General features: G+C 38.6%; 22 protein-coding genes and 1 riboswitch. Of the genes, 7 read left to right on the top strand and 15 right to left on the bottom strand.

What is annotated here, in order from left to right:
* Window positions 1–63 precede the first annotated feature (63 nt).
* Window positions 64–804: a hypothetical protein gene (locus tag AC1RFD_RS08070; RefSeq protein WP_492474794.1), complete on the top strand. Its 741-nt coding sequence runs from the start codon at window positions 64–66 to the stop codon at window positions 802–804.
* A gap of 61 nt (window positions 805–865) precedes the next feature.
* Here the strand turns inward: AC1RFD_RS08070 and AC1RFD_RS08075 are convergent, their stop codons facing one another.
* The 4 genes from AC1RFD_RS08075 to AC1RFD_RS08090 are packed head-to-tail and all read right to left on the bottom strand — an operon-like array spanning window position 866 to window position 3,028.
* Window positions 866–1,219, bottom strand: a complete 354-nt coding sequence (locus AC1RFD_RS08075) for a YhjD family protein (protein WP_009370358.1) — start codon at window positions 1,217–1,219, stop codon at window positions 866–868.
* A complete protein-coding gene (locus AC1RFD_RS08080; protein ID WP_009370357.1) occupies window positions 1,203–1,538 on the bottom strand; it encodes a YolD-like family protein in 336 nt (111 codons plus the stop codon). Before AC1RFD_RS08080 ends, AC1RFD_RS08075 begins: the two co-directional genes overlap by 17 nt.
* Before the next feature lie 12 nt (window positions 1,539–1,550).
* On the bottom strand, window positions 1,551–2,810 hold the full coding sequence (locus AC1RFD_RS08085; protein WP_112118455.1) for a Y-family DNA polymerase: 1,260 nt from the start codon (window positions 2,808–2,810) through the stop codon (window positions 1,551–1,553).
* The gene (locus AC1RFD_RS08090; protein WP_048392481.1) at window positions 2,807–3,028 is read right to left on the bottom strand and encodes a transcriptional regulator; all 222 of its coding nucleotides are present in this window, start codon (window positions 3,026–3,028) and stop codon (window positions 2,807–2,809) included. The genes AC1RFD_RS08085 and AC1RFD_RS08090 overlap by 4 nt, the downstream gene beginning before the upstream one ends.
* Window positions 3,029–3,268: 240 nt before the next feature.
* On the opposite strand from AC1RFD_RS08090, the gene AC1RFD_RS08095 reads away from it, so the two are divergent.
* Both AC1RFD_RS08095 and AC1RFD_RS08100 read left to right on the top strand, forming a co-directional pair.
* A complete protein-coding gene (locus AC1RFD_RS08095; protein ID WP_407717001.1) occupies window positions 3,269–3,925 on the top strand; it encodes a cupin domain-containing protein in 657 nt (218 codons plus the stop codon).
* Window positions 3,926–4,022: 97 nt separating this feature from the next.
* Window positions 4,023–4,505 carry a DUF3231 family protein gene (locus AC1RFD_RS08100; protein WP_048392480.1) on the top strand — a complete coding sequence of 161 codons (483 nt, stop codon included), beginning with the start codon at window positions 4,023–4,025 and terminating at the stop codon, window positions 4,503–4,505.
* A 48-nt stretch (window positions 4,506–4,553) separates the two neighbouring features.
* On the opposite strand, the gene AC1RFD_RS08105 is transcribed toward AC1RFD_RS08100, so the two are convergent.
* Both AC1RFD_RS08105 and AC1RFD_RS08110 read right to left on the bottom strand, forming a co-directional pair.
* Complete coding sequence (locus tag AC1RFD_RS08105) at window positions 4,554–7,160, bottom strand: cation-translocating P-type ATPase (RefSeq protein ID WP_048392479.1); 2,607 nt, start codon at window positions 7,158–7,160, stop codon at window positions 4,554–4,556.
* A 253-nt stretch (window positions 7,161–7,413) separates the two neighbouring features.
* On the bottom strand, window positions 7,414–8,604 hold the full coding sequence (locus AC1RFD_RS08110) for an MFS transporter (protein ID WP_009370354.1): 1,191 nt from the start codon (window positions 8,602–8,604) through the stop codon (window positions 7,414–7,416).
* 74 nt (window positions 8,605–8,678) lie between these two features.
* Window positions 8,679–8,778: riboswitch (purine riboswitch) on the bottom strand.
* 159 nt (window positions 8,779–8,937) lie between these two features.
* Between AC1RFD_RS08110 and AC1RFD_RS08115 the strand changes: the two genes are divergently transcribed.
* On the top strand, window positions 8,938–9,141 hold the full coding sequence (locus tag AC1RFD_RS08115; protein WP_036218669.1) for a hypothetical protein: 204 nt from the start codon (window positions 8,938–8,940) through the stop codon (window positions 9,139–9,141).
* Window positions 9,142–9,176: 35 nt separating this feature from the next.
* On the opposite strand, the gene lepB is transcribed toward AC1RFD_RS08115, so the two are convergent.
* The 3 genes from lepB to AC1RFD_RS08130 form a co-directional block, all read right to left on the bottom strand.
* Window positions 9,177–9,737: a signal peptidase I gene (gene lepB, locus AC1RFD_RS08120; protein WP_048392477.1), complete on the bottom strand. Its 561-nt coding sequence runs from the start codon at window positions 9,735–9,737 to the stop codon at window positions 9,177–9,179.
* Window positions 9,738–9,886: 149 nt separating this feature from the next.
* Entirely contained in the window at window positions 9,887–9,997 is a 111-nt protein-coding gene (locus AC1RFD_RS08125; protein ID WP_004230560.1) for a hypothetical protein, read from the bottom strand.
* Window positions 9,998–10,348: 351 nt separating this feature from the next.
* Window positions 10,349–11,284 carry an LCP family glycopolymer transferase gene (locus AC1RFD_RS08130; RefSeq protein WP_054550408.1) on the bottom strand — a complete coding sequence of 312 codons (936 nt, stop codon included), beginning with the start codon at window positions 11,282–11,284 and terminating at the stop codon, window positions 10,349–10,351.
* Window positions 11,285–11,576: 292 nt separating this feature from the next.
* Here AC1RFD_RS08130 and AC1RFD_RS08135 point away from each other — a divergent pair, with 292 nt between their 5' ends.
* Window positions 11,577–12,665, top strand: a complete 1,089-nt coding sequence (locus AC1RFD_RS08135) for a M24 family metallopeptidase (protein ID WP_319839280.1) — start codon at window positions 11,577–11,579, stop codon at window positions 12,663–12,665.
* A gap of 14 nt (window positions 12,666–12,679) precedes the next feature.
* Complete coding sequence (locus AC1RFD_RS08140) at window positions 12,680–13,879, top strand: aminotransferase class V-fold PLP-dependent enzyme (RefSeq protein WP_492474797.1); 1,200 nt, start codon at window positions 12,680–12,682, stop codon at window positions 13,877–13,879.
* A 27-nt stretch (window positions 13,880–13,906) separates the two neighbouring features.
* Here AC1RFD_RS08140 and AC1RFD_RS08145 read toward each other — a convergent pair whose 3' ends face one another.
* The 6 genes from AC1RFD_RS08145 to AC1RFD_RS08170 form a co-directional block, all read right to left on the bottom strand.
* Complete coding sequence (locus AC1RFD_RS08145) at window positions 13,907–14,680, bottom strand: IclR family transcriptional regulator (protein ID WP_036077236.1); 774 nt, start codon at window positions 14,678–14,680, stop codon at window positions 13,907–13,909.
* Between the two features lie 406 nt (window positions 14,681–15,086).
* A complete protein-coding gene (locus tag AC1RFD_RS08150; RefSeq protein WP_004230567.1) occupies window positions 15,087–15,515 on the bottom strand; it encodes a MarR family winged helix-turn-helix transcriptional regulator in 429 nt (142 codons plus the stop codon).
* 25 nt (window positions 15,516–15,540) lie between these two features.
* Window positions 15,541–16,296 carry an SDR family NAD(P)-dependent oxidoreductase gene (locus tag AC1RFD_RS08155; RefSeq protein WP_036077242.1) on the bottom strand — a complete coding sequence of 252 codons (756 nt, stop codon included), beginning with the start codon at window positions 16,294–16,296 and terminating at the stop codon, window positions 15,541–15,543.
* Window positions 16,297–16,467: 171 nt separating this feature from the next.
* Window positions 16,468–17,469 (bottom strand): anti sigma factor C-terminal domain-containing protein, encoded by a 1,002-nt coding sequence (locus AC1RFD_RS08160; RefSeq protein ID WP_403018641.1) that lies wholly within the window; start codon window positions 17,467–17,469, stop codon window positions 16,468–16,470.
* Window positions 17,462–17,677: an RNA polymerase sigma factor gene (locus AC1RFD_RS08165; protein WP_333003886.1), complete on the bottom strand. Its 216-nt coding sequence runs from the start codon at window positions 17,675–17,677 to the stop codon at window positions 17,462–17,464. The genes AC1RFD_RS08160 and AC1RFD_RS08165 overlap by 8 nt, the downstream gene beginning before the upstream one ends.
* A gap of 7 nt (window positions 17,678–17,684) precedes the next feature.
* Window positions 17,685–17,963: an RNA polymerase sigma factor gene (locus tag AC1RFD_RS08170; protein WP_492474799.1), complete on the bottom strand. Its 279-nt coding sequence runs from the start codon at window positions 17,961–17,963 to the stop codon at window positions 17,685–17,687.
* Window positions 17,964–18,158: 195 nt separating this feature from the next.
* On the opposite strand from AC1RFD_RS08170, the gene AC1RFD_RS08175 reads away from it, so the two are divergent.
* Complete coding sequence (locus tag AC1RFD_RS08175) at window positions 18,159–18,527, top strand: hypothetical protein (RefSeq protein WP_048392470.1); 369 nt, start codon at window positions 18,159–18,161, stop codon at window positions 18,525–18,527.
* The last annotated feature ends 27 nt before the right edge of the window (window positions 18,528–18,554 follow it).

The following is an 18,554-nucleotide window of genomic DNA, read 5'->3' on the forward strand; positions in this document are numbered from 1 at the left end:
CTATGGGGCATGTTTATACAGTATAATAAAGTCAATTAGCTATAGAAAAGGTGGAACTAGACATTGAAAAAAGAGATGTGGCTATGGTTATTAGGAATTTCTCTACTAGCTGGATGTAGTGTTACTGTTCCAAATGAGACAGTAAACACCCCTGCTGAACAGGTCTCATCACAGCTGGAGATACAGCATGAGGCTCCATTGATCGCCGTTTCCGATGATGAGAAGGTGAAATTATTTGCACGAAATGAAGCACAAAATGAAATTACAGAGGTAACTTTAGATATTGGTGGTAAGCAGAAAAATTTTGACTGGACAATCCCTGATACAGGAACTAAACCTCAGTTATTCTATACAGATCTGACAAATGATCATAAGGAAGAGGCTGCTATTATTATCCAAACTGGACGAGGGACAGGCCTCAATCACTATGAGATTCATGTGGTAAATGGAGAGGATTTATCGGAGATGAATGTCCAACATTATGAAGACATCGTTGCACATACTATTGAATCAACGATTACGAAAAAAGATGATGGCACATTAGCGATTACGATGAAAGCACAGGGAAAAGAATCTACATTTGATTATGACTTTGATCCAGTACCAGATATCAAGCAAGCGCAACTTGCTTTCGGTGGTGTGGTTATTTATACAGTAGAAAATCAAAAAATAATGTTAAACATCCCTGGATCGATTGGCATCTCACCTATTTATGTAGCCGATGTTCGTATTACCTATCAATTTAATCGTACTAACAATGAGTTTCTTGTTGAGCAAATTGATGTGAAACCTATCGAGAAATAAAGCCGCCAAAAGCTGACCACTCCTGTCATCAGCTTTTGGCTTTTTCGTCGTAGACGTAAGCCTAGGCATTGTGTAAATGTTTATTCATTAGCTCTTCGACTTGTGTTTTTAACGCTTGATTGGCATAGCGTAGTACCTCATCATTGCCTGCGGTAGCCACCTGCACATCACTAAAATAATCATCAATTCGATGCCAGCCAACTAATCGTATTTTTTGTTGGGCGAGCTGACGTTTTAATTGAAAATAATCTTTGTGTAGCTGCTTTAATAAAGCATCCATAGCAGGTAAAAATACACGCTTCATCTTAAAATGCTCCGCCACTGTTAGATCGTGCTGCAAGGATTTCACAGCTAAATCAAGCAGCAAATATTGATGTAATAATCGTCGTTGCTCTCCATTAATCACATCCATCATCTTCTATACGAGCAGCATAAATGTATCTTAACGGGATGTGCTTCGTTGTGGTAATGGTTTCTAGTAGCAGCTGGTCCTCGTTCATCGCTTGAATGGTACCTCCCCATTGCACATAGTTACCATGTTCCCATATAGTTAACATAATATAGTTATGCTGTGTGAATGCTTGTGTGATTATTTGCTGTAATTCTTCAAGCTCCCATTCAGCATGTTCCCGAGGCAACTCTGTCAACACCTCTTGTTTCCATGCCTTCAAAAGCATTAAATGCTCTGGTAGCATCATCGCTGTCCATTTCATCGTTCCTCTATCTCTTATCATTTTTTCCACTCCTTATGCTAAATGCCCGCCCACTAAGCGATTCCGTGAAATAGCTGTACCAGCGCTGGTATAGGAGGCTGCGCGTAATAAGGCCACCACTCCATATTTTCTACGAATCGCATCCATGACATGACCAATGACCTGTCGCTGGTCCTTACGCTCATCAAATAAATCAAGCTGAATGCTACGCTCTGGCTCTAAGTTTGTCAGTCTAACAGATAATTGACGCGCTGGCTCACCCGCAAAATGCTCATCTAGTAAGTCCAGACAAGTCTGATACATAACAAGGGTCTCATTGGTTGGACTTTCGATGGTTCTTGAGCGATGGAACCCCTTCGTCATCGCATTGCGACTGTAAGAGAGCCCCAAGCTAACAGTCCGCCCGACATAGCCTGCTTCCCGTGTACGTCGCATCACATCCTCACACATTTCTAGGAGTACAACTGCAATATCCTTTCGTGTGTGATAATCCTTCATGAGCATTTGGCCCTTCCCAAAGCTTAATGCCGCATTGTTCACCAATGGCTCACCTAATGTGGAGAGATCAATGCCCCATGCATGGTAATAGTATTGATTACCCATAATACCAAAACGCTTTTCTAATTCGGCTAAATCGGCATGGGCTAATCCACCGACTGTTTGAATACCCATCGCATTTAAATTGGCTGCCATCTGTTTCCCAATCCCCCACATATCAGATAAAGGACGCACTGGCCAAAGCTTTGTTGGGACATCGGCATAGGTCCATTTGGCAAAGCCTGTTTTTTTTGCCTCTAAATCTAATGCTAATTTAGCCATCAACATGTTTGGTCCCATGCCAATGGCGGACGGAATGCGAAACTTTTCATAGATGTCTTCCTGAATCAATTTGGCTACCTGCTCAGGCGAACCCCAAAGTTGCTCCGTGCCTGTTAGATCTATAAAGCTTTCATCCACACTATAAACATGGATCGCCTCTGGAGGGACATATTGTGCAATCAGACGCGTAATGGCCATGGACATCTCTAGAAAAAAGGACATTTTTGGTTCAAACAACTTAATATCTGGATGTTTGGGAATTTCATAACGCCGATTCCCTGTTTTAATGTTAAATTTTTCTTTCATCACTGGTGATGCAGCCAGCACAATACTGCCAGGTTGTTCAAAATTACCGATGATAGCAATTGGATCTGTCAGCACATCTAGCCCTTCTAGCATGGCAATACAGCTTGCATAAAAGCACTTCATATCAATACAAAAAATATCTTTCTGTGGGAAGTCGTTGTAATTCATATCACCTCAGACTCCCGTTGGAGAATGGGCAGAAGTGCTAGAACATTGTTAATATGAAACGTACGCTTCGCTAGCCTTGTAAAACAGAAGGCGGTAAAGGAATCACCTTTAATGTGGATGATTTTCACGCGCCTTTTCGTAATGGCACCTGATTTCGCTATATACATCATGTGAACGATTTGGTGACGATGCATGGCTTTTATCAACTGTTCTTTCATGTTGAATGCTCCTTTACTGACTCTGTTTGCGTTCATGTTGAACAGCGTTTTTGATAAATAAGAACAAACGTTTGTGTTTTTATTATACGCACGTATGTTCTAAAATAGAAGTGGTAATTTAAGCTAATTTTTTATCCAGACAGAGGCTGACTGTAGCTAGGCATTTGTGTAAGTCTAGAAGTACCTAAAACATAATCTATGATGATGAATAGCTCAATTTATATGAGAAAGGATGTAAGTATCAGCTCAAATATCGATTATAGCTCCCCTTCTACAGCGTTCACTTTTGATGTCAATAAAAGTACGCTTTTTAAAAAAGACTCCCGAAATTACATTAATATTCTCGGTGTGGAACAATTAAATACATTAGAAAATACATCTTTGCTTGATATTTTTTTAAGTAAAGACAATGTCATCGAGCCACATTACCATCAAAATGCAGCAGAGCTTGTCTATTGTATTGCAGGAGCAGCAACGGTTTCTCTATTGAATCCCTTTACCAAGAAAATTCAAAACTATCCTATCAAGCCTGGGCAGGTTGCGAATGTACCACAGGGCTGGTGGCATTATGAAGTAGCCACAGAAGATGACACGCATCTACTTGCTATTTTTGATGCGCCAACGCCAGAGGTCATTTTAGGCTCTGATATCTTAAAATTCACACCAGCCAATATTATGGCCCATACGTATTGTTTAGATGAAGAACAATGGAAGAAAACGATTGCACCGATTGTTCCTACGACTTATATCGGACCAGCAAAAGGCTGCAATCGTGTCCAATCAGCAACCGATCAAGCCCCTTATAAACCAACCATGCCACAGCAATATATGAAACCATGTCCATACCCTTATCCCTATCGTTACCCTCCTATGTACCCTTATGGCACCTACTATTAGCGACCTCTTATACATTTTTTATTGTAAAAGATGAATAGAATGTCATTTACTGCTACATCCTAATCTTAAATCAACCTAAGAGTTAGGAAGTGTCAGGATGACAATGATAAATGAAAATCTAGCATCGCTACGGTTTAAGGAGGTTTTCAAGCTTTGGTCACAGCTTGGGATCAATCAAGGCTATATTGCTTCCAGTCATGCTTTTTTTAAGCATACGCGTGATAAAAACTTAAAAATCCTTACATTGGAATTTATTCAATGTTTAAAAGAGGAAAATAAACAGCTAACACTGCTATTAAAGGAAAACGGTGTGCTGGCACCAACAGCATCGATAGAATACAGTAAAATGAAAATAACGGATATTCGTGGGAAATCTTTCATTAATGATGGCGAAATAAGTGCTATTTTATCGATGAATATTGCCTCTTCTTTGATTGCCGTAAGCCAAGCTTTAGAGCTAGCAGTAAAGAAAACACATCTAACCAAATATAGTGAACTCCATATGCGTTATGCGCTACTTGGAGCGAGATTGATTGACCTAAGTAAGAGTAAAGGCTGGTTATTAGCCTCTACACACTAAAAAGAAGCCTCCGTTTTAATAACTAACGGAAGCTTCTTTTTTTAATCTTTATCGATTTCTCACGAACAGTAGCTTATACCATTGATTGACTAGGAATGGTAACACCGATAGGCTATAAATAAAGCCTAGCTGAGCAGGTGTTAATGGAGCTACCTCAAAGACCGTTGTAAGCATCGGCATAAATAAGACCATGTGTAAACTTAGCACACCAATGATAAAGGCGAACCACGTATATTTATTCGAAAATACACCAATCGCAAAGATGGATTGTTTGGATCGAGAATTAAAGCCATGCACTAACCTTGACAGGCATAGTGTTGTAAAGGCCATCGTGCTTGCTGTTAACGTATCGCCTGTCGATAAACCGATTTGAAACGCAATAATGGTGGAGATGGCGATTAATATCCCTTCAAGCACAACTTGTGTGGTAAATTTTTTATTTAATAAAGGAGTATGAATGTTTCTAGGCTTGTCCTTCATTGTTTTCTTATTATTTGGCTCTAAACCGATGGCAATAGCAGGCAGACTATCTGTTAATAAGTTGATGAATAGAAGATGGACAGGTGCAAAAGGAACAGGTAAGCCCAGAACCGTTGCATATAACACGACAAAAATAGCGCCTGCATTTCCAGATAATAAGAACAGAATGGCATTTTTAATATTTGTATAGATGCTACGGCCATTGGCGATTGCTTTAACAATTGTTGAAAAATTGTCATCCGTTAAAATCATGGATGAGGCATCTTTTGCAACCTCTGTGCCTGTTACGCCCATAGCCACCCCAATATCTGCTTGCTTCAAAGCAGGTCCATCATTGACACCGTCTCCTGTCATGGCCACCACATGTCCTTTATCCTGCCATGCTTTAACAATTCGAATTTTTTGGGCTGGTGTCACACGGGCATAAACAGAATAATCCTGTACTTTCTCTTGCAGCTCTTGATCAGTTAAGCCTTCGAGTGCATGTCCCTCTATAGCTTCAGCTGGATTTTGCAAAATACCAATTTGTTCGGCAATCGCGGTTGCTGTAATTTTATGGTCTCCTGTAATCATGACGGGTTTAATACCTGCCTTTATACAGCTTTCCACAGCCTCTTTCGACTCTTTTCTCGGAGGGTCCATCATCGCTACTAAGCCGACAAAGATTAAATCTCGTTCCGCTCGTGGATCGACTTTTTGTAGAGGCAATACCTCCTTATAAGCAATGGCTAACACCCTTAAACCATTCATAGAAAAATCACGATTCACCGCCTCGATTTTCTGGCGATGCTGCGGGGTTATCTCAAAAATACCTGTTGATGTTTTGATTCGTGTCACTTTGGGTAAGAGTACATCCAGAGCCCCTTTGGTAATCATGATGGGCTGCTTGTCCATCTGATTGACAGTGCTCATAAGCTTCCTCGTCGAATCAAATGGAATTTCAGCCAATCGTGGATATTGCTCACGTATCTTCAATTCATCTAACCCATACTGTTTCCCCAATTTCACGAGCGCAATTTCTGTAGGATCACCAATTTCTTTGTGGTCACGCTCGACAGCGTCACTACATAAAAGCGCTTTTACCATTAGTTCTTTTTCCACTGGATTTATTGGATTGAGCCAATCATGAGGAATTTTCTTCTGGTCCACAAAAACTTCCTGTACCACCATTTTATTTTCTGTTAAAGTACCTGTTTTATCAGAACAGATGACCGATACACTCCCCAAGCTTTCCACAGCATAAAGCTTGCGGATGATCGCATTTTCCTTTGCCATCTTTTGGGTGCCAAAAGCTAATACGATGGTCACGATAGAACTTAAAGCCTCAGGGATAGCCGCCACAGCAAGAGATACAGCAAACATAAAGGATTCTACTAAGGCTCGTCCTCGGATAAGATCAATCGTAAAGATTGCTAAACAAATCAGCGTAATCCCTAAGGCTAATTTTTCACCGAATTGATCGAGACTAATTTGTAATGGCGTTTTCTTTTCCTTTGCTGTATCGAGTAAATTCGCAATTTTTCCGATTTCCGTCTGCATCCCAATTGCCGTAACCATCACGATGCCACGTCCATTGGTCACAAAGCTTCCTGAGTACACCATATTTTTCTTATCCGCAATGGTGATATTCTGCTTCCGAATGGGGTCTGTACTTTTTGCCACAGCAATTGATTCGCCTGTAAGAGAGCTTTCGTTGATGTGTAAATTATGGCTTTCTAGTAGTCTTCCATCCGCATTAATATAATCTCCCGCCTCCAACATCAGAAGGTCCCCTACTACAATTTCTTCAGAAGGAATTTCTACTAGTTGATTATGACGCATGACCTTGGCAATGGGAGAGGTCAATGCTTTTAGATTATCTAATGATTGTTCAGCCTTCACATGCTGCACTGTACCTAAAATGGCATTTAAAATAACCACGATCATGATCACAATGGTGCTTTCTACTTCTCCTAGTAGAAAGGAAACGAAGGCAGCAACGAGTAAAATGATGACCAATAAATCTTTGAATTGGCCCATAAAAACAGCCAACGTACTTGTCTTTTTCCCTTCCTCTAATACATTATAGCCATAGACCTGTTGCCTCTTTTGGACGTCATCATCAGTCAAACCTTGCGTGGTGACGTTCAATATCTTCATGACTTCAGCAGTTGATTGTTGATGATATTCAGTCATTGAGTTCTCCTTCCATTTACAAGATTTGAAAGTCTCCTACTATTTTTCTTAAAAATAATATTCGCTCTTAAAATCTCAAACTCCTCAAATCTGTAAATTCATTAACTACAACAATCTATTCCATAGGTAATTAGAGTATGCTAAGAAACCATAGAGAATTTAATTTTGGGAAGTGTACGAAAATAGATTCATGCAAACCAATTAAAAAGGTATTGGGATGGCTTTCCCAATACCTTTCAGGGCTATCGTTCGATTATGAATGATGATGTGCTGACTGATAATCTACGTGCTGCTCCTGTCCAAGAGGTGCCCTTTTAATAGAAAAGATCGCACAGCCTAATGCACAAAGAACTAGAATCGTACCAAAGCTAGCTAGGTGCATAACAGAACCTGTCCAAGCAAACATTGCGCCACCAACTGCTGATCCGATAGAAATACCAATTTGCAGGGCAGCTGTATTTAGGCTTTGCTGAATATCCGATGATTGAGGATCCGCCTGAATTAAGTAATTTTGTAATGGCGGTGTCAGTGCCCAGCTCAACGCACCCCATAAAACCGTAAATACTAAAAACAGTGGAAGGGCAATAATTGTATAAGGAATACTAAATAAGACAATGGCAAAGGCTGAGACAATTAAAATTATGGCTTTACTTGTGCCAATTTTATCACTCACCCATCCACCTACAGCATTCCCACTAACAGAGGCAATACCAAAGATTAAGTAACAGATACTAATCCATGAAGCATTCATATCAAATGCCTCTACTAAAAATGGTGTTAAATAGGCGTAGAGCATGTAATGGCCCGCTAGCATAAATAGGGTAGTTAACTGTGCTGTCAGGATTTTCAAATTCGCCAGCGATTTAATTTGCGCCTTGAGTGGAACTACTTCTCCAATTGGCATTTTTTCAAGTAATAAAGCAATTAATATCATTGAAATCGTTGATAGGATACTAATACCTAAAAATACAGCTCGCCAGCCAAACGCTTCTGTAATAAAAATACCCATTGGCACACCGATCACCAGCGCAGAACTTACCCCCATAAAAACAAGCCCCAGTGCTTTAGCACGATGGCGAGGCTCTACGATTTTAGTTGTAATCGTTAATGATAAAACAATCACTAACGCTGTACTCATAGCTGTGAAAATACGTGCGATTAGCACAATGATAAACGTTGTACTAAAGAAGGTCATTAGATTTCCTAACGTAAAAATAAATAAAGAAATAAGGAATAAGCGCTTGCGTTCCACCTTGGCTGTCAAGGATAGTAGGACAGGCGCAGAAATCGCATAAACAAGTGCAAAAATAGTAATTAATTGTCCCGCTGTCGCTAAAGACACATCTAAATCCTCTGCAATATTTGGCAGGATTCCACCAACAATTAATTCAACTAACCCTACTGCAAAGGTAGTCACAGCAAGAATATAAACTCTCCAATTCATCGTAATCTCCCCTTCGATACACGTTCATTTTTGTAGGAGATTGTTTTAAAACAAACTAAAAAAATCCTGACTACAAAAATGAAGCAAAGTTTTGTAGTCAGGATTTTATGGTTCCTGGTAGAGACCCTCAATCCATATTATTGAGGTTATACAGATCAAATATTTACTTTAGCTATAGTAGCACATCAAAATTTCATTGACAATAGCTTTTTTCATAGAATTCATTGTCTCTAAAAATTTTTTCGGCAAGAGAAAATTTCGATTTTCTGCTTATATTTCGACGAATTTGACCATATATATAAACATACAATAACTATTTTACGAGGTGATTGTTTGCGTATAGTAGGATTTGTCTGCTATTTTTTAATACTATTTTATGGCGTAGAATTAGTAGAAGAAGCATTCACAAATGAAGAACCAGCAATGCAATCTCCCATGAAAAGTAAGCCATCGCCCATCAAGGAAACCGTTGAAAATTCAAGGATTTGTGTCTATTATCCCACTTATAAAAGCTGTACCGATTTACCCCAACAATAAAAAGAGGCTACTCAATGGAGTGACCTCTTTTTTCATCATTTTGAGCCAATATGAAAATGACTAAATGGATATAGTATTAATTTCGATTCACCATATACAGCATCCTCTGAAATTAAACCATAATGGCGACTGTCACTACTTTTTAGGCGATTGTCACCAAGCACAAAATACATGCCCTCTGGTACTTCTTTTTCATTCACTAATTGTTCCAATGTAAAGTTTTCCGTAATGCGTAATTGATTAGGATCATCCGTTTGACGGTTCACATAATCTTCTTTATATGCTTTGCCATTGACGTACAATACATCATCTTTCATTTCCACTTTATCCCCTGGAAGACCGATGACACGTTTAATATATAACTCATCTTCGACAGGAGATTGGAAAACAATTTGATCAAAACGCTCGATTTTACTTGTTTTGCTTACAATAATAATATCCTTATCGTGATAAGTTGGATACATAGATGCTCCCTGTACTTTAATCGGCGCAAATAAGAATTGCTTACAGCCAAAAACAACAACAGCTGTAATGACAATAATTTTGATGTAGGATAATATTTCTTTTTTAAGATTGGATGTTTTTTCCGCTTGCATGCTCATTCCCCGATACTGTTTTTTTAATAGTATAACATTTTCTCACTATTATTGACGAATGAATCACACAAATTGTTTCCTATTCATAGAAAAATAGACAAGGCTACAAAGTAACATTGTCTAGAAATTGATATTTTACTGTTTCAACGTTATGAATGGTTAGTTTGTGTAGCAGAGTGATGCTGCTCGTTTAATAAATCTACTGCTAATACGATACCCACTGGTAATGCAAATGCTAATAAAATTGTGCCTACAATCATCACAATCACTCCTTTAACCATTTCTAATGTCAGTATACACTTAATTTTCTGATATTTCAAGAAATATCGAAAAATGATGAATAACAGCAAAAAAATCATTCAACTAGGCATGCACCCTACCTGAATGATTTTTTATCCCTTACATAAATAATTTTAAACATAATACTTGTAGGCCTCTAATTGCTGATTGGACTGGATTTTTTCGCACTTTACGTTTAGGTACATAGCTTTGCATGCAATGATTCAGCGCTGTATACCTCAGCACCTGGGTCCTCCCATTCATTCATCTCCCTCCCTTCGTGGCCAAAAAGTTTACAACTAGTATGCGACATTTGTAAGCAACTTGCTTACTTACTTTTGTAAATGGTTTTTTAAATCTGTTTGTATTTTTTGAAGCTCTGCCTCATTCGGAATATAGTACCAAATGCGGTTAATCCTTTCACCGTCTCCCTGTTCGAACGATAACTGCTCAATATCCTTATCCATTTTTTTATAAATACTTTGCAGCTGAATAAGGTCCTTCACCGAAAAGTTCATGCGAACATTGTCGCCTAGTACATTCAACATATCAGTTGCTTTTAATAATGTTGATGGTGTGGAGGCTTTTTTCATCACCGCTTCAATGATTTGACGTTGTCGAATTTGGCGTCCAAAATCACCTCGAGGATCTTCATAACGAATACGAGAAAAAATAAGGGCCTCATTACCATCTAATGTGATTTCTCCCTTTGGATAGTGGTATTCGTCAAAGGTTAAATCCATATCATTATCGATTGTTACGCCACCCAGCGTGTCAATAATTTGTAAAAAGCCCTCCATATTAATAAATACATAATAATCAATGGGTATATCTAAAAAATTTTCGACCGTATCCACAGCCATAGGGACGCCTCCAAAGGCATAGGCATGATTAATCTTATCTACTGTATCATGACCAACGATTTCTGTTCGAGTATCACGGGGTATACTAAGCATTTTCATCGTCTGCTTTTCAGGATTTACAGTGATTACAATCATGGTATCGGAACGTCCACTATCATCTTTACGTTCATCGACCCCAAGCATTAGAACCGAAAAGGGATCTTTTTTAATCACTGTTTTTTCTTCTGGTTGTGCTGCATCTGTTGTTTGAATAAGTGGTGTATTTATTTTATTCATAGTTTTTTGGATGGTAAAGTAGGCAGTACCTATAAAAATTAAAAAAATTGCTAATAGGCTACCAACAATCCACAGCCATAATTTTTTCTTGCTCTTTTTCTCTTTTGAGCGTTTCATGTTTTTTTCCATACATAAGTCCTTTCTTGCTTAACAATTTTGCCCCTCTTTTTGACGTATTAAGTTGGAAAAAAGTTTATCTAGTCTACTTATATGCATAATGAACGAAAAAAAGACGTACACTAGTATTTACTAAATTTACAACATACTATTCCCTCATTTGTCAATTATCTTCCTTTTACATTCATTGCCCTCTATCAAAATGGTGCTATCTTAATTTATTGAAAATTCATTATTGTTGATATATACTATTTTTCAGATACAACGTCTCTATAATAGAAACGTTTTTAGGAGGAATCACTCAATGTTTCAAAAAAGAAGAGAGCAGCTCGTTTCCCGTATGCAGCAACAGTCAATTGATGTAGCAGTGCTAGTGCCAGGGTCAAACATGTATTATTTTACAGGTCTTCAGTTAAAGCAAAGTGAACGCCTAACAGTAGTCGCTATTACTGCTCATCATCAATTATACTTTCTCGTTCCACAAGTAGAATTAACAAAAGTTGACTTGGGTAATGGAGGGACAATCTTATCCTATTCGGATGAGGAAGGACCGTCACAAGCCATCCAGCAACTAAAAAAAGAACTAGGAACAGTGCAGACACTTGCCGTTGAGTTTGACACCATGCGCGTGAAGGAACAGAAAGCTATCGAAAACCTTACATATGACACTGTATGTGATATCGGTGAAACCATTCGTGATATACGTATGGAAAAAGATGAACACGAAATAGCCCTCATGCGTCAGGCTGTACAGATCGTCGAAGAAAGTCTTGCAGCCACATTACCGATTATTCAAGCTGGTATTTCAGAGATGGAAGTCGCAGCCCAATTAGAATATGAAATGAGACGACGTGGATCAGAGGGAACACCTTTTGGAACCATTGTTGCTTCTGGTTATCGAGGTGCACTTCCTCATGGTAGAGCGAGCACAAAGAAAATAGAGACAGGTGAATTAATCGTCATAGATTTTGGCGCGATTTATAAGGGCTATGTGGCGGATATGACTAGAACAGTTGCTTTAGGAGAAGTTTCTCCAACGCTCAAAACAATTTATAGCATTGTGAAGCAAGCAAATGAAACAGCCATAGCAGCCATAAAACCAGGTATGACAGCTCATGCCATTGATGATCTGGCAAGAGACATTATTCGCGATGCCGGCTATGGCAATTATTTCACACACCGACTTGGCCACGGCATTGGTTTAAGTGCACATGAAGAGCCTTATATGATGCAGCGGAATCAGCTAGTGTTAAAGCCAGGCATGGCCTTTACCGTGGAGCCAGGTATCTATGTGCAGGATGTTGGTGGTGTTCGTATCGAGGATAATTTAATCGTCACAGAAAATGGTTACGAAAATTTAATGACCTATTCGAAAGAATTAATCATTTTATAAGGTTGGTGTGTACAATGATCGATATGAGGAAAATACAACAGGATATGCCGCTACTTGAACACTATATTTATCTAAACACAGCTGCTGCATCTGCCATGCCACAGCCAGTAGTGGATGAAATGACTAGCTATCTCCAAAAACAAGCAAGTATTGGTCCCTACTTGCCCTCTTTTCGTCAAGAAACGTATGCGCAAGTAGAGCGTATTCGAGAAAAAGCGGCCTTGTTCATCGGCGCAACAAAAGAGGAGATTGCCTTTGTGCCAAACGGTTCAATGGCGATTAATTATGTCGCAGGTGGCTTGCAATGGAAACAGGGAGATGAGGTCATAGTGCTCGACACAGAAATGTTGAGTAACTATGTACCTTGGCTTGCCCTTCAGCAACAAGGGGTTCAGCTGAAAGTGTTAAAAACCAATGATGAATATATGGTAGATTTATATGCACTTGAACAACTCATCACACCACAAACAAAATTGATTACCTTTGCCCATATGTCTAACGCTGCTGGGGCACTCCAGCCCGCCAAAGAAATATGTCAACTAGCCCAGCAACACCATGTACTAACATTGATGAATGCCAATCAAACACTTGGTTTAACACCCATTAATGTTGCCGAACTTGGCTGTGACTTTCTAGTTGCAAGTGGGCGGAAATGGCTACGCGGCCCTGAAGGATCAGGTATTTTATATGTACGAGAAGCACTCATTCCAACATTGACGCCTATTATGATTGGCTGGGGCAGCACCCAGTGGGATTATCAGAACAATGCCTATTCTTTTTTAGAAACAGCTAAACGTTTTGAGCCAGGTTGTCCGATCATTCCAAGTATTTTCGGCTTAGGGGCAGCTATTGATTATGCGAACAATATCGGTATCCATCACATATATGATCGTGTAAAGCAGCTAACAAACTATTTAATTGAACAGCTTGCAACCATTCCAGGCATTGTCTTATATGGTCCTCAAAATAGTGCTCATCGATTATCGATTACGCCGTTTAACATTGAAGGGCTGTCACCAGATGAGCTAACCAATGCTTTAGCAGAACATGGGGTCATCATTGAAGCTGGCACATTTATGGCGAATACCATTATGGAACGCAATCAAATTTCTAAAATGGCCCGTTTTTCACCACACTATTTTAATACGTTTGAAGAAATTGACAAGGCCGTATCCATCATGAAAAAAATCCAAGCAAAGGCTCAAGATAGTTAATGTCTATCTTGAGCCTCTTTTTCATGCTTATTCATGATATAATTTAAAGCTGTATTGATCGAAATACCGTTGAATATTCATCGCTCCATATTGAAGAACATTCACCATATCAGGTAACTTCTCCTCTGTTGGCTTACGATAAATAGGGCCAGCAATTGTTAAGGAGGCAATGACTTCTTTTTTACTATTAAAAAGAGGTACACCTAGCCCAAATACTGAATGAGAGTACTCTCCTGTTGAAAAGCACCAGCCTTGCTGTTGTATTTTTTCTAAATCGGCTAACATTTCATCAGGGTCAGTAATGGTTTCAGGAGTTAATCTTTTCATCCCATGCTCCATGATCTCCTTTTTTCTCTCTTCAGGTAGATACGCCATGATGACTTTACAAGATGCCCCGATATGTAGTGGTGTCCGCGTGCCAATCGACACTGAAAACTTAATGGTTTGAGAGCTCTCAGCTATTTCTACTGTGACACCATCTGTTCCATCCAGCCATGTTAAAAATACGGATTCTTTGATGGTATCTGCAAGGTTGATCATAATTGGTAAAACAAAGTCAGAAAGATTTAATTTATCTTTAACCATCTGGCCATATTCTAGAAAGCGAAGCCCTAATTCATATTTTTTTGTCTCAGGATTTTGAATAAGAAAGCCTTGTTTTTCGAAGGTTGCTAAAATCCGATAAATAATGGAGTGACTAATATCCATCTCTTTTGCTAGCTCACGAACACCCCATGTAGGATTTTCCTTATTAAAATATTTCAGTACCTCCAATGAGTTATCTAATGTTTTTAATGTCATTTCACACCTCAAATGTCTCTATAATAGAACCGTATTTTGATTATAAAATGAAGACGGACAATTTTCAATAAATTCAACTATTTTACAATTAGATTTTAAATGAACTATTTCATTTCAAGCAGTTCATATGGACATTCGGATTGTGCTGAGCATGGCTATCACGCAAAAAAGGAAGGCTATCCGCTGGAATCCTCTTTCTATCCGTCACATTTTGAGTTTTATCCGCCAGTTTGGACATTCTATCCACTTAGAGCCATTCTATCATGTAAAAAAGGAAAGCTATCCGCTAGAACCCTCTTTTTATCCGTCACATTTTGAGTTTTATCCGCCAGTTTACGTACCCAATCCCCCTAAACAAAGAAAAATCAACCCACCTCTTAAAAGGTAGGTTGATTTTTTTACATGGTTATTTCTGCTGGATACCCTGTACTAATTTTTCTTGAATCCGCAAGTATTGGGCAATTTCCTCATCATCTAATACTTCAAAAAGCTGTACAAAGACCTCTTTTCCGATAGATTGAGCCTTTGCTAAAGCACTTTGACCCTCATCTGTAATTTGTAAGCGGATGGTGCGGCGGTCGGATGGATCATATAGTCTTTCTGCTAATCCAAGCTTGACCAGCTTTTCAGCAATGCTCGTCATAGCACCTTTTGTATAGCCGATTGTCTCAGCTAATTCGGCTTGTTTTTGTGGGCCTTTGACATGTAGCTCATTTAAAACTAAAATTGGTGAAATTCCTAAAGGATATGGGAACGCTTTTGTAAAACGTATAATATTCGCATTGTTCACCTGTTCAATCATATGAATCAGTTTAAAAATATTTGTCTGTTTCAAAAAAATCCTCCTCAAACGCTGAGAATTAATGAAGCATTAGTGAGCCTCCATCCACCATAATCGTTTGACCTGTAATGTATTGAGAATCGTCAGAAGCTAGGAAAACAGCTACTCGACCAATATCTTGCTCAATATCACCAAAACGGCCTAACGGGATTTTACTTCTCACCGCTTCATAATACTCTGGCTGTGCTTTTGCCCATGCTTGTACACCTGGTGAATCAGCAAGCGGACTAATGATATTGACATTAATACCAAAACGTCCCCATTCATTTGCGGCAACACGGGAAATACCACGAATGGCTTCCTTGGCAGCGGCATAAGCAGCCTGTGTTTCATGACCTTGAATGCCTGCTCCAGATGCAAAGTTAATAATATTACCCTTAGTTTCTTTTAAATGCGGTAGGGCTGCTTGCATTAAATAGAAGGTTGGATAAAAACCTGTTCCAAATGACAAATCAAGATCTGCTTGTGTAGTTTCTTCTATTGTAACTTGTTTAGCAGCATGAGCGTTATTAACTAGCACATCTAGTTTACCGTATTTTTCTACGACTGTATCAATAATTTTTGGTAATTGGTCGCGTTCCATTAGATTAGCCTGTAAAAACATAGACTTCGGAGACATTTCTTGTAATTCTTTTGCCATTGCCTCGCCTGCTTCTGCATTTAAGTCAACAATTGTAACAATCGCCCCTTCCTTTACCATAGCTTTTGCCATTCCACTACCAATACCACCTGCACCACCAGTAATGATGACCACTTTGTTTTGTAGTTTACCCATTGCAACAACATCTCCTTCTTGTTTATCTGTTAATAGTTTAACACTAAACTATTTAATTTTAAACTAAATTGTTTCCGATAAAAGAGCCTATTCTGGAGAAGGGTTCATCCAAAATAAGCTTTCTAAAATTGATCTTTTTACATGATTGTGCCGATTCTCTTTTCCAACGCTCTATTTCTGATTTGATATTACCCCAAATATAGACCCTTTAATGTAGGTTTGTCCTTGTAAAGACTGCAATTGCTCTGGAGTACCAGTTACTACAGCCCCACTTATTTTCACATCACTTTTCTCCAGGGTGCCATTTTCCCCTACTAAAGCTTGATAAACCTGGTTTGTTTCCCACTCAAAGTTCTTGCTTTTACGAAGAAGCTCAATGTTTCGAATAAAGGTCTCAACCTCGTCGTTTGAAGAGCGTCGAGGTTTTGGTTTGGATTGCTCTGATTGAAAGCCATAAATGTATGGATCATTGGCTGAAATAGTATTCTGTCCTTGCTTAAAAAAATCTAGTGTATCATCTGTATAGGCATCCACCCACCACCAATCTACTTGTACTTCAGAAGGTAGCTTGCTTTTAATTTCACCAAAATCATAGGCATCATCAAAAGAAATAGCTATTTCTACTAAAGTATTTTTCTCCAATTGATGCAGTTCACTAATATTATCTTGATAATGGTCGTAGGAAATCCTTGGATGATAAAAAAACATTTCTCGGTCACCTGTGTAGTCATTAAACCGTTCGAATTGAGATGTTTCCGCCAGTGATTCTGAACCTTCTATTTGGATGGGGTTAGAAATGGCCGTTCGTGTAAGCGTTCCAAATAAATTATAATCGCTTTTGATAGGCTGCCAAATATATGGCCGATGCTGATCTCCAAGCACCTTATAGGTTGTTGTTGTTATTTTCCCTCCCAGCAAATGATCGTCATAAACCTGATTACTAATTTGAACATTGGGCGCACTTATTTCGTTAAATAAATGAATATCATCCATTACTTTTTGCGCACTATTTAACGATAAAGCCCTCAGCCCATACCATAATGCTATTAGCACAACGGGGGTAACGATTAATGTAATCCAAATCATTTTGACTGTTGACCAAAACCTTGCCTTTCTCATTATTTTTTTCGTTTGTCTATCATCAAACAAAAATTCATTTTCTTCATTATTCATCATGAATATCCTCCTTAAATCGTTCAGTAAATTCTTCCCTAGCACGTCTGACATGCGTTTTTAGTGTGTTTTCATTCTTATTCATCAAGGCTGAAATTTCCTTATACGATAATCCCAGCTCATATTTCAGGATTAATAATTCCTGATGCAAAATGGATAGCGTTTCCAGTGTGTTCTGTATGTCCTTTAATTTTTCTTTCTTTAGCATCTGGATCTCAGGAATAAATCAATGAAGTCAATTGAACTTCCTCTAATTCTGTTGTTGGATGACGTGTTTCTTTTCTCTTGAGATCATAAAATTGATTGGTTGCTACACGATATAACCAACTCATTACTTTGTCTGACCGAATTCCATTTTTATGTAATAAAAATTTATAACATGTATCTTGGACGATATCTTCTGCATCCTCATGGGCTAATCCACGTTTTCTCAAATAACGATATAGCAGCGTTCCTGCTTGCTGTAGAAACGCATTCATTGATTGCTTTACCATGTCCACCTCCCTTCTGCCTATACAACGCAGAACTCCATGAAAAGTTTACATATTACAAAAAGTTCTCATTAAATATTTTAGTTTAGTGAAAACCAACAACATTTATTTTCAAATACATACAAGCATCTTTTTAATTTGACAAGAATATACTGTAGCAGCTAGCTAAAATCACTTTCAAGAAAGGAGTTGTGGATAATGGGTGCTAAATGGATAAAGGTTTCAGTCTTTTATTTATTAATTGTTTTTGCTTTTGGCCTGTTTATGCATTATACGGTTCAACTTCAATGGAAAGCGACACATGCTCATATTGGTGTGGTAGGTTGGCTAACTACTGGATTCATTGGTTTAATTTATTCGACTTATAAAAATGCTGCGGAGACAGGTCTCGCCAAAGCACAGTTCTGGCTTTACAATCTCGGTTTACCCTTCCTTTTTGTTGGCATGATGATGGTGTATTGGGATGTACCACGCTGGTTATTTGAGCTTTTCGTGTCTGGTGGTGGAATTGCTGTAGCGCTGTCTGTCCTGTTATTCTTTATCAATGTCTTCAAATATGTAAGATAAATAGAAAAGCCCCGCTTCACAGTTGAA

Source organism: Lysinibacillus sp. GW823-FHT02G10, assembly GCF_058797135.1.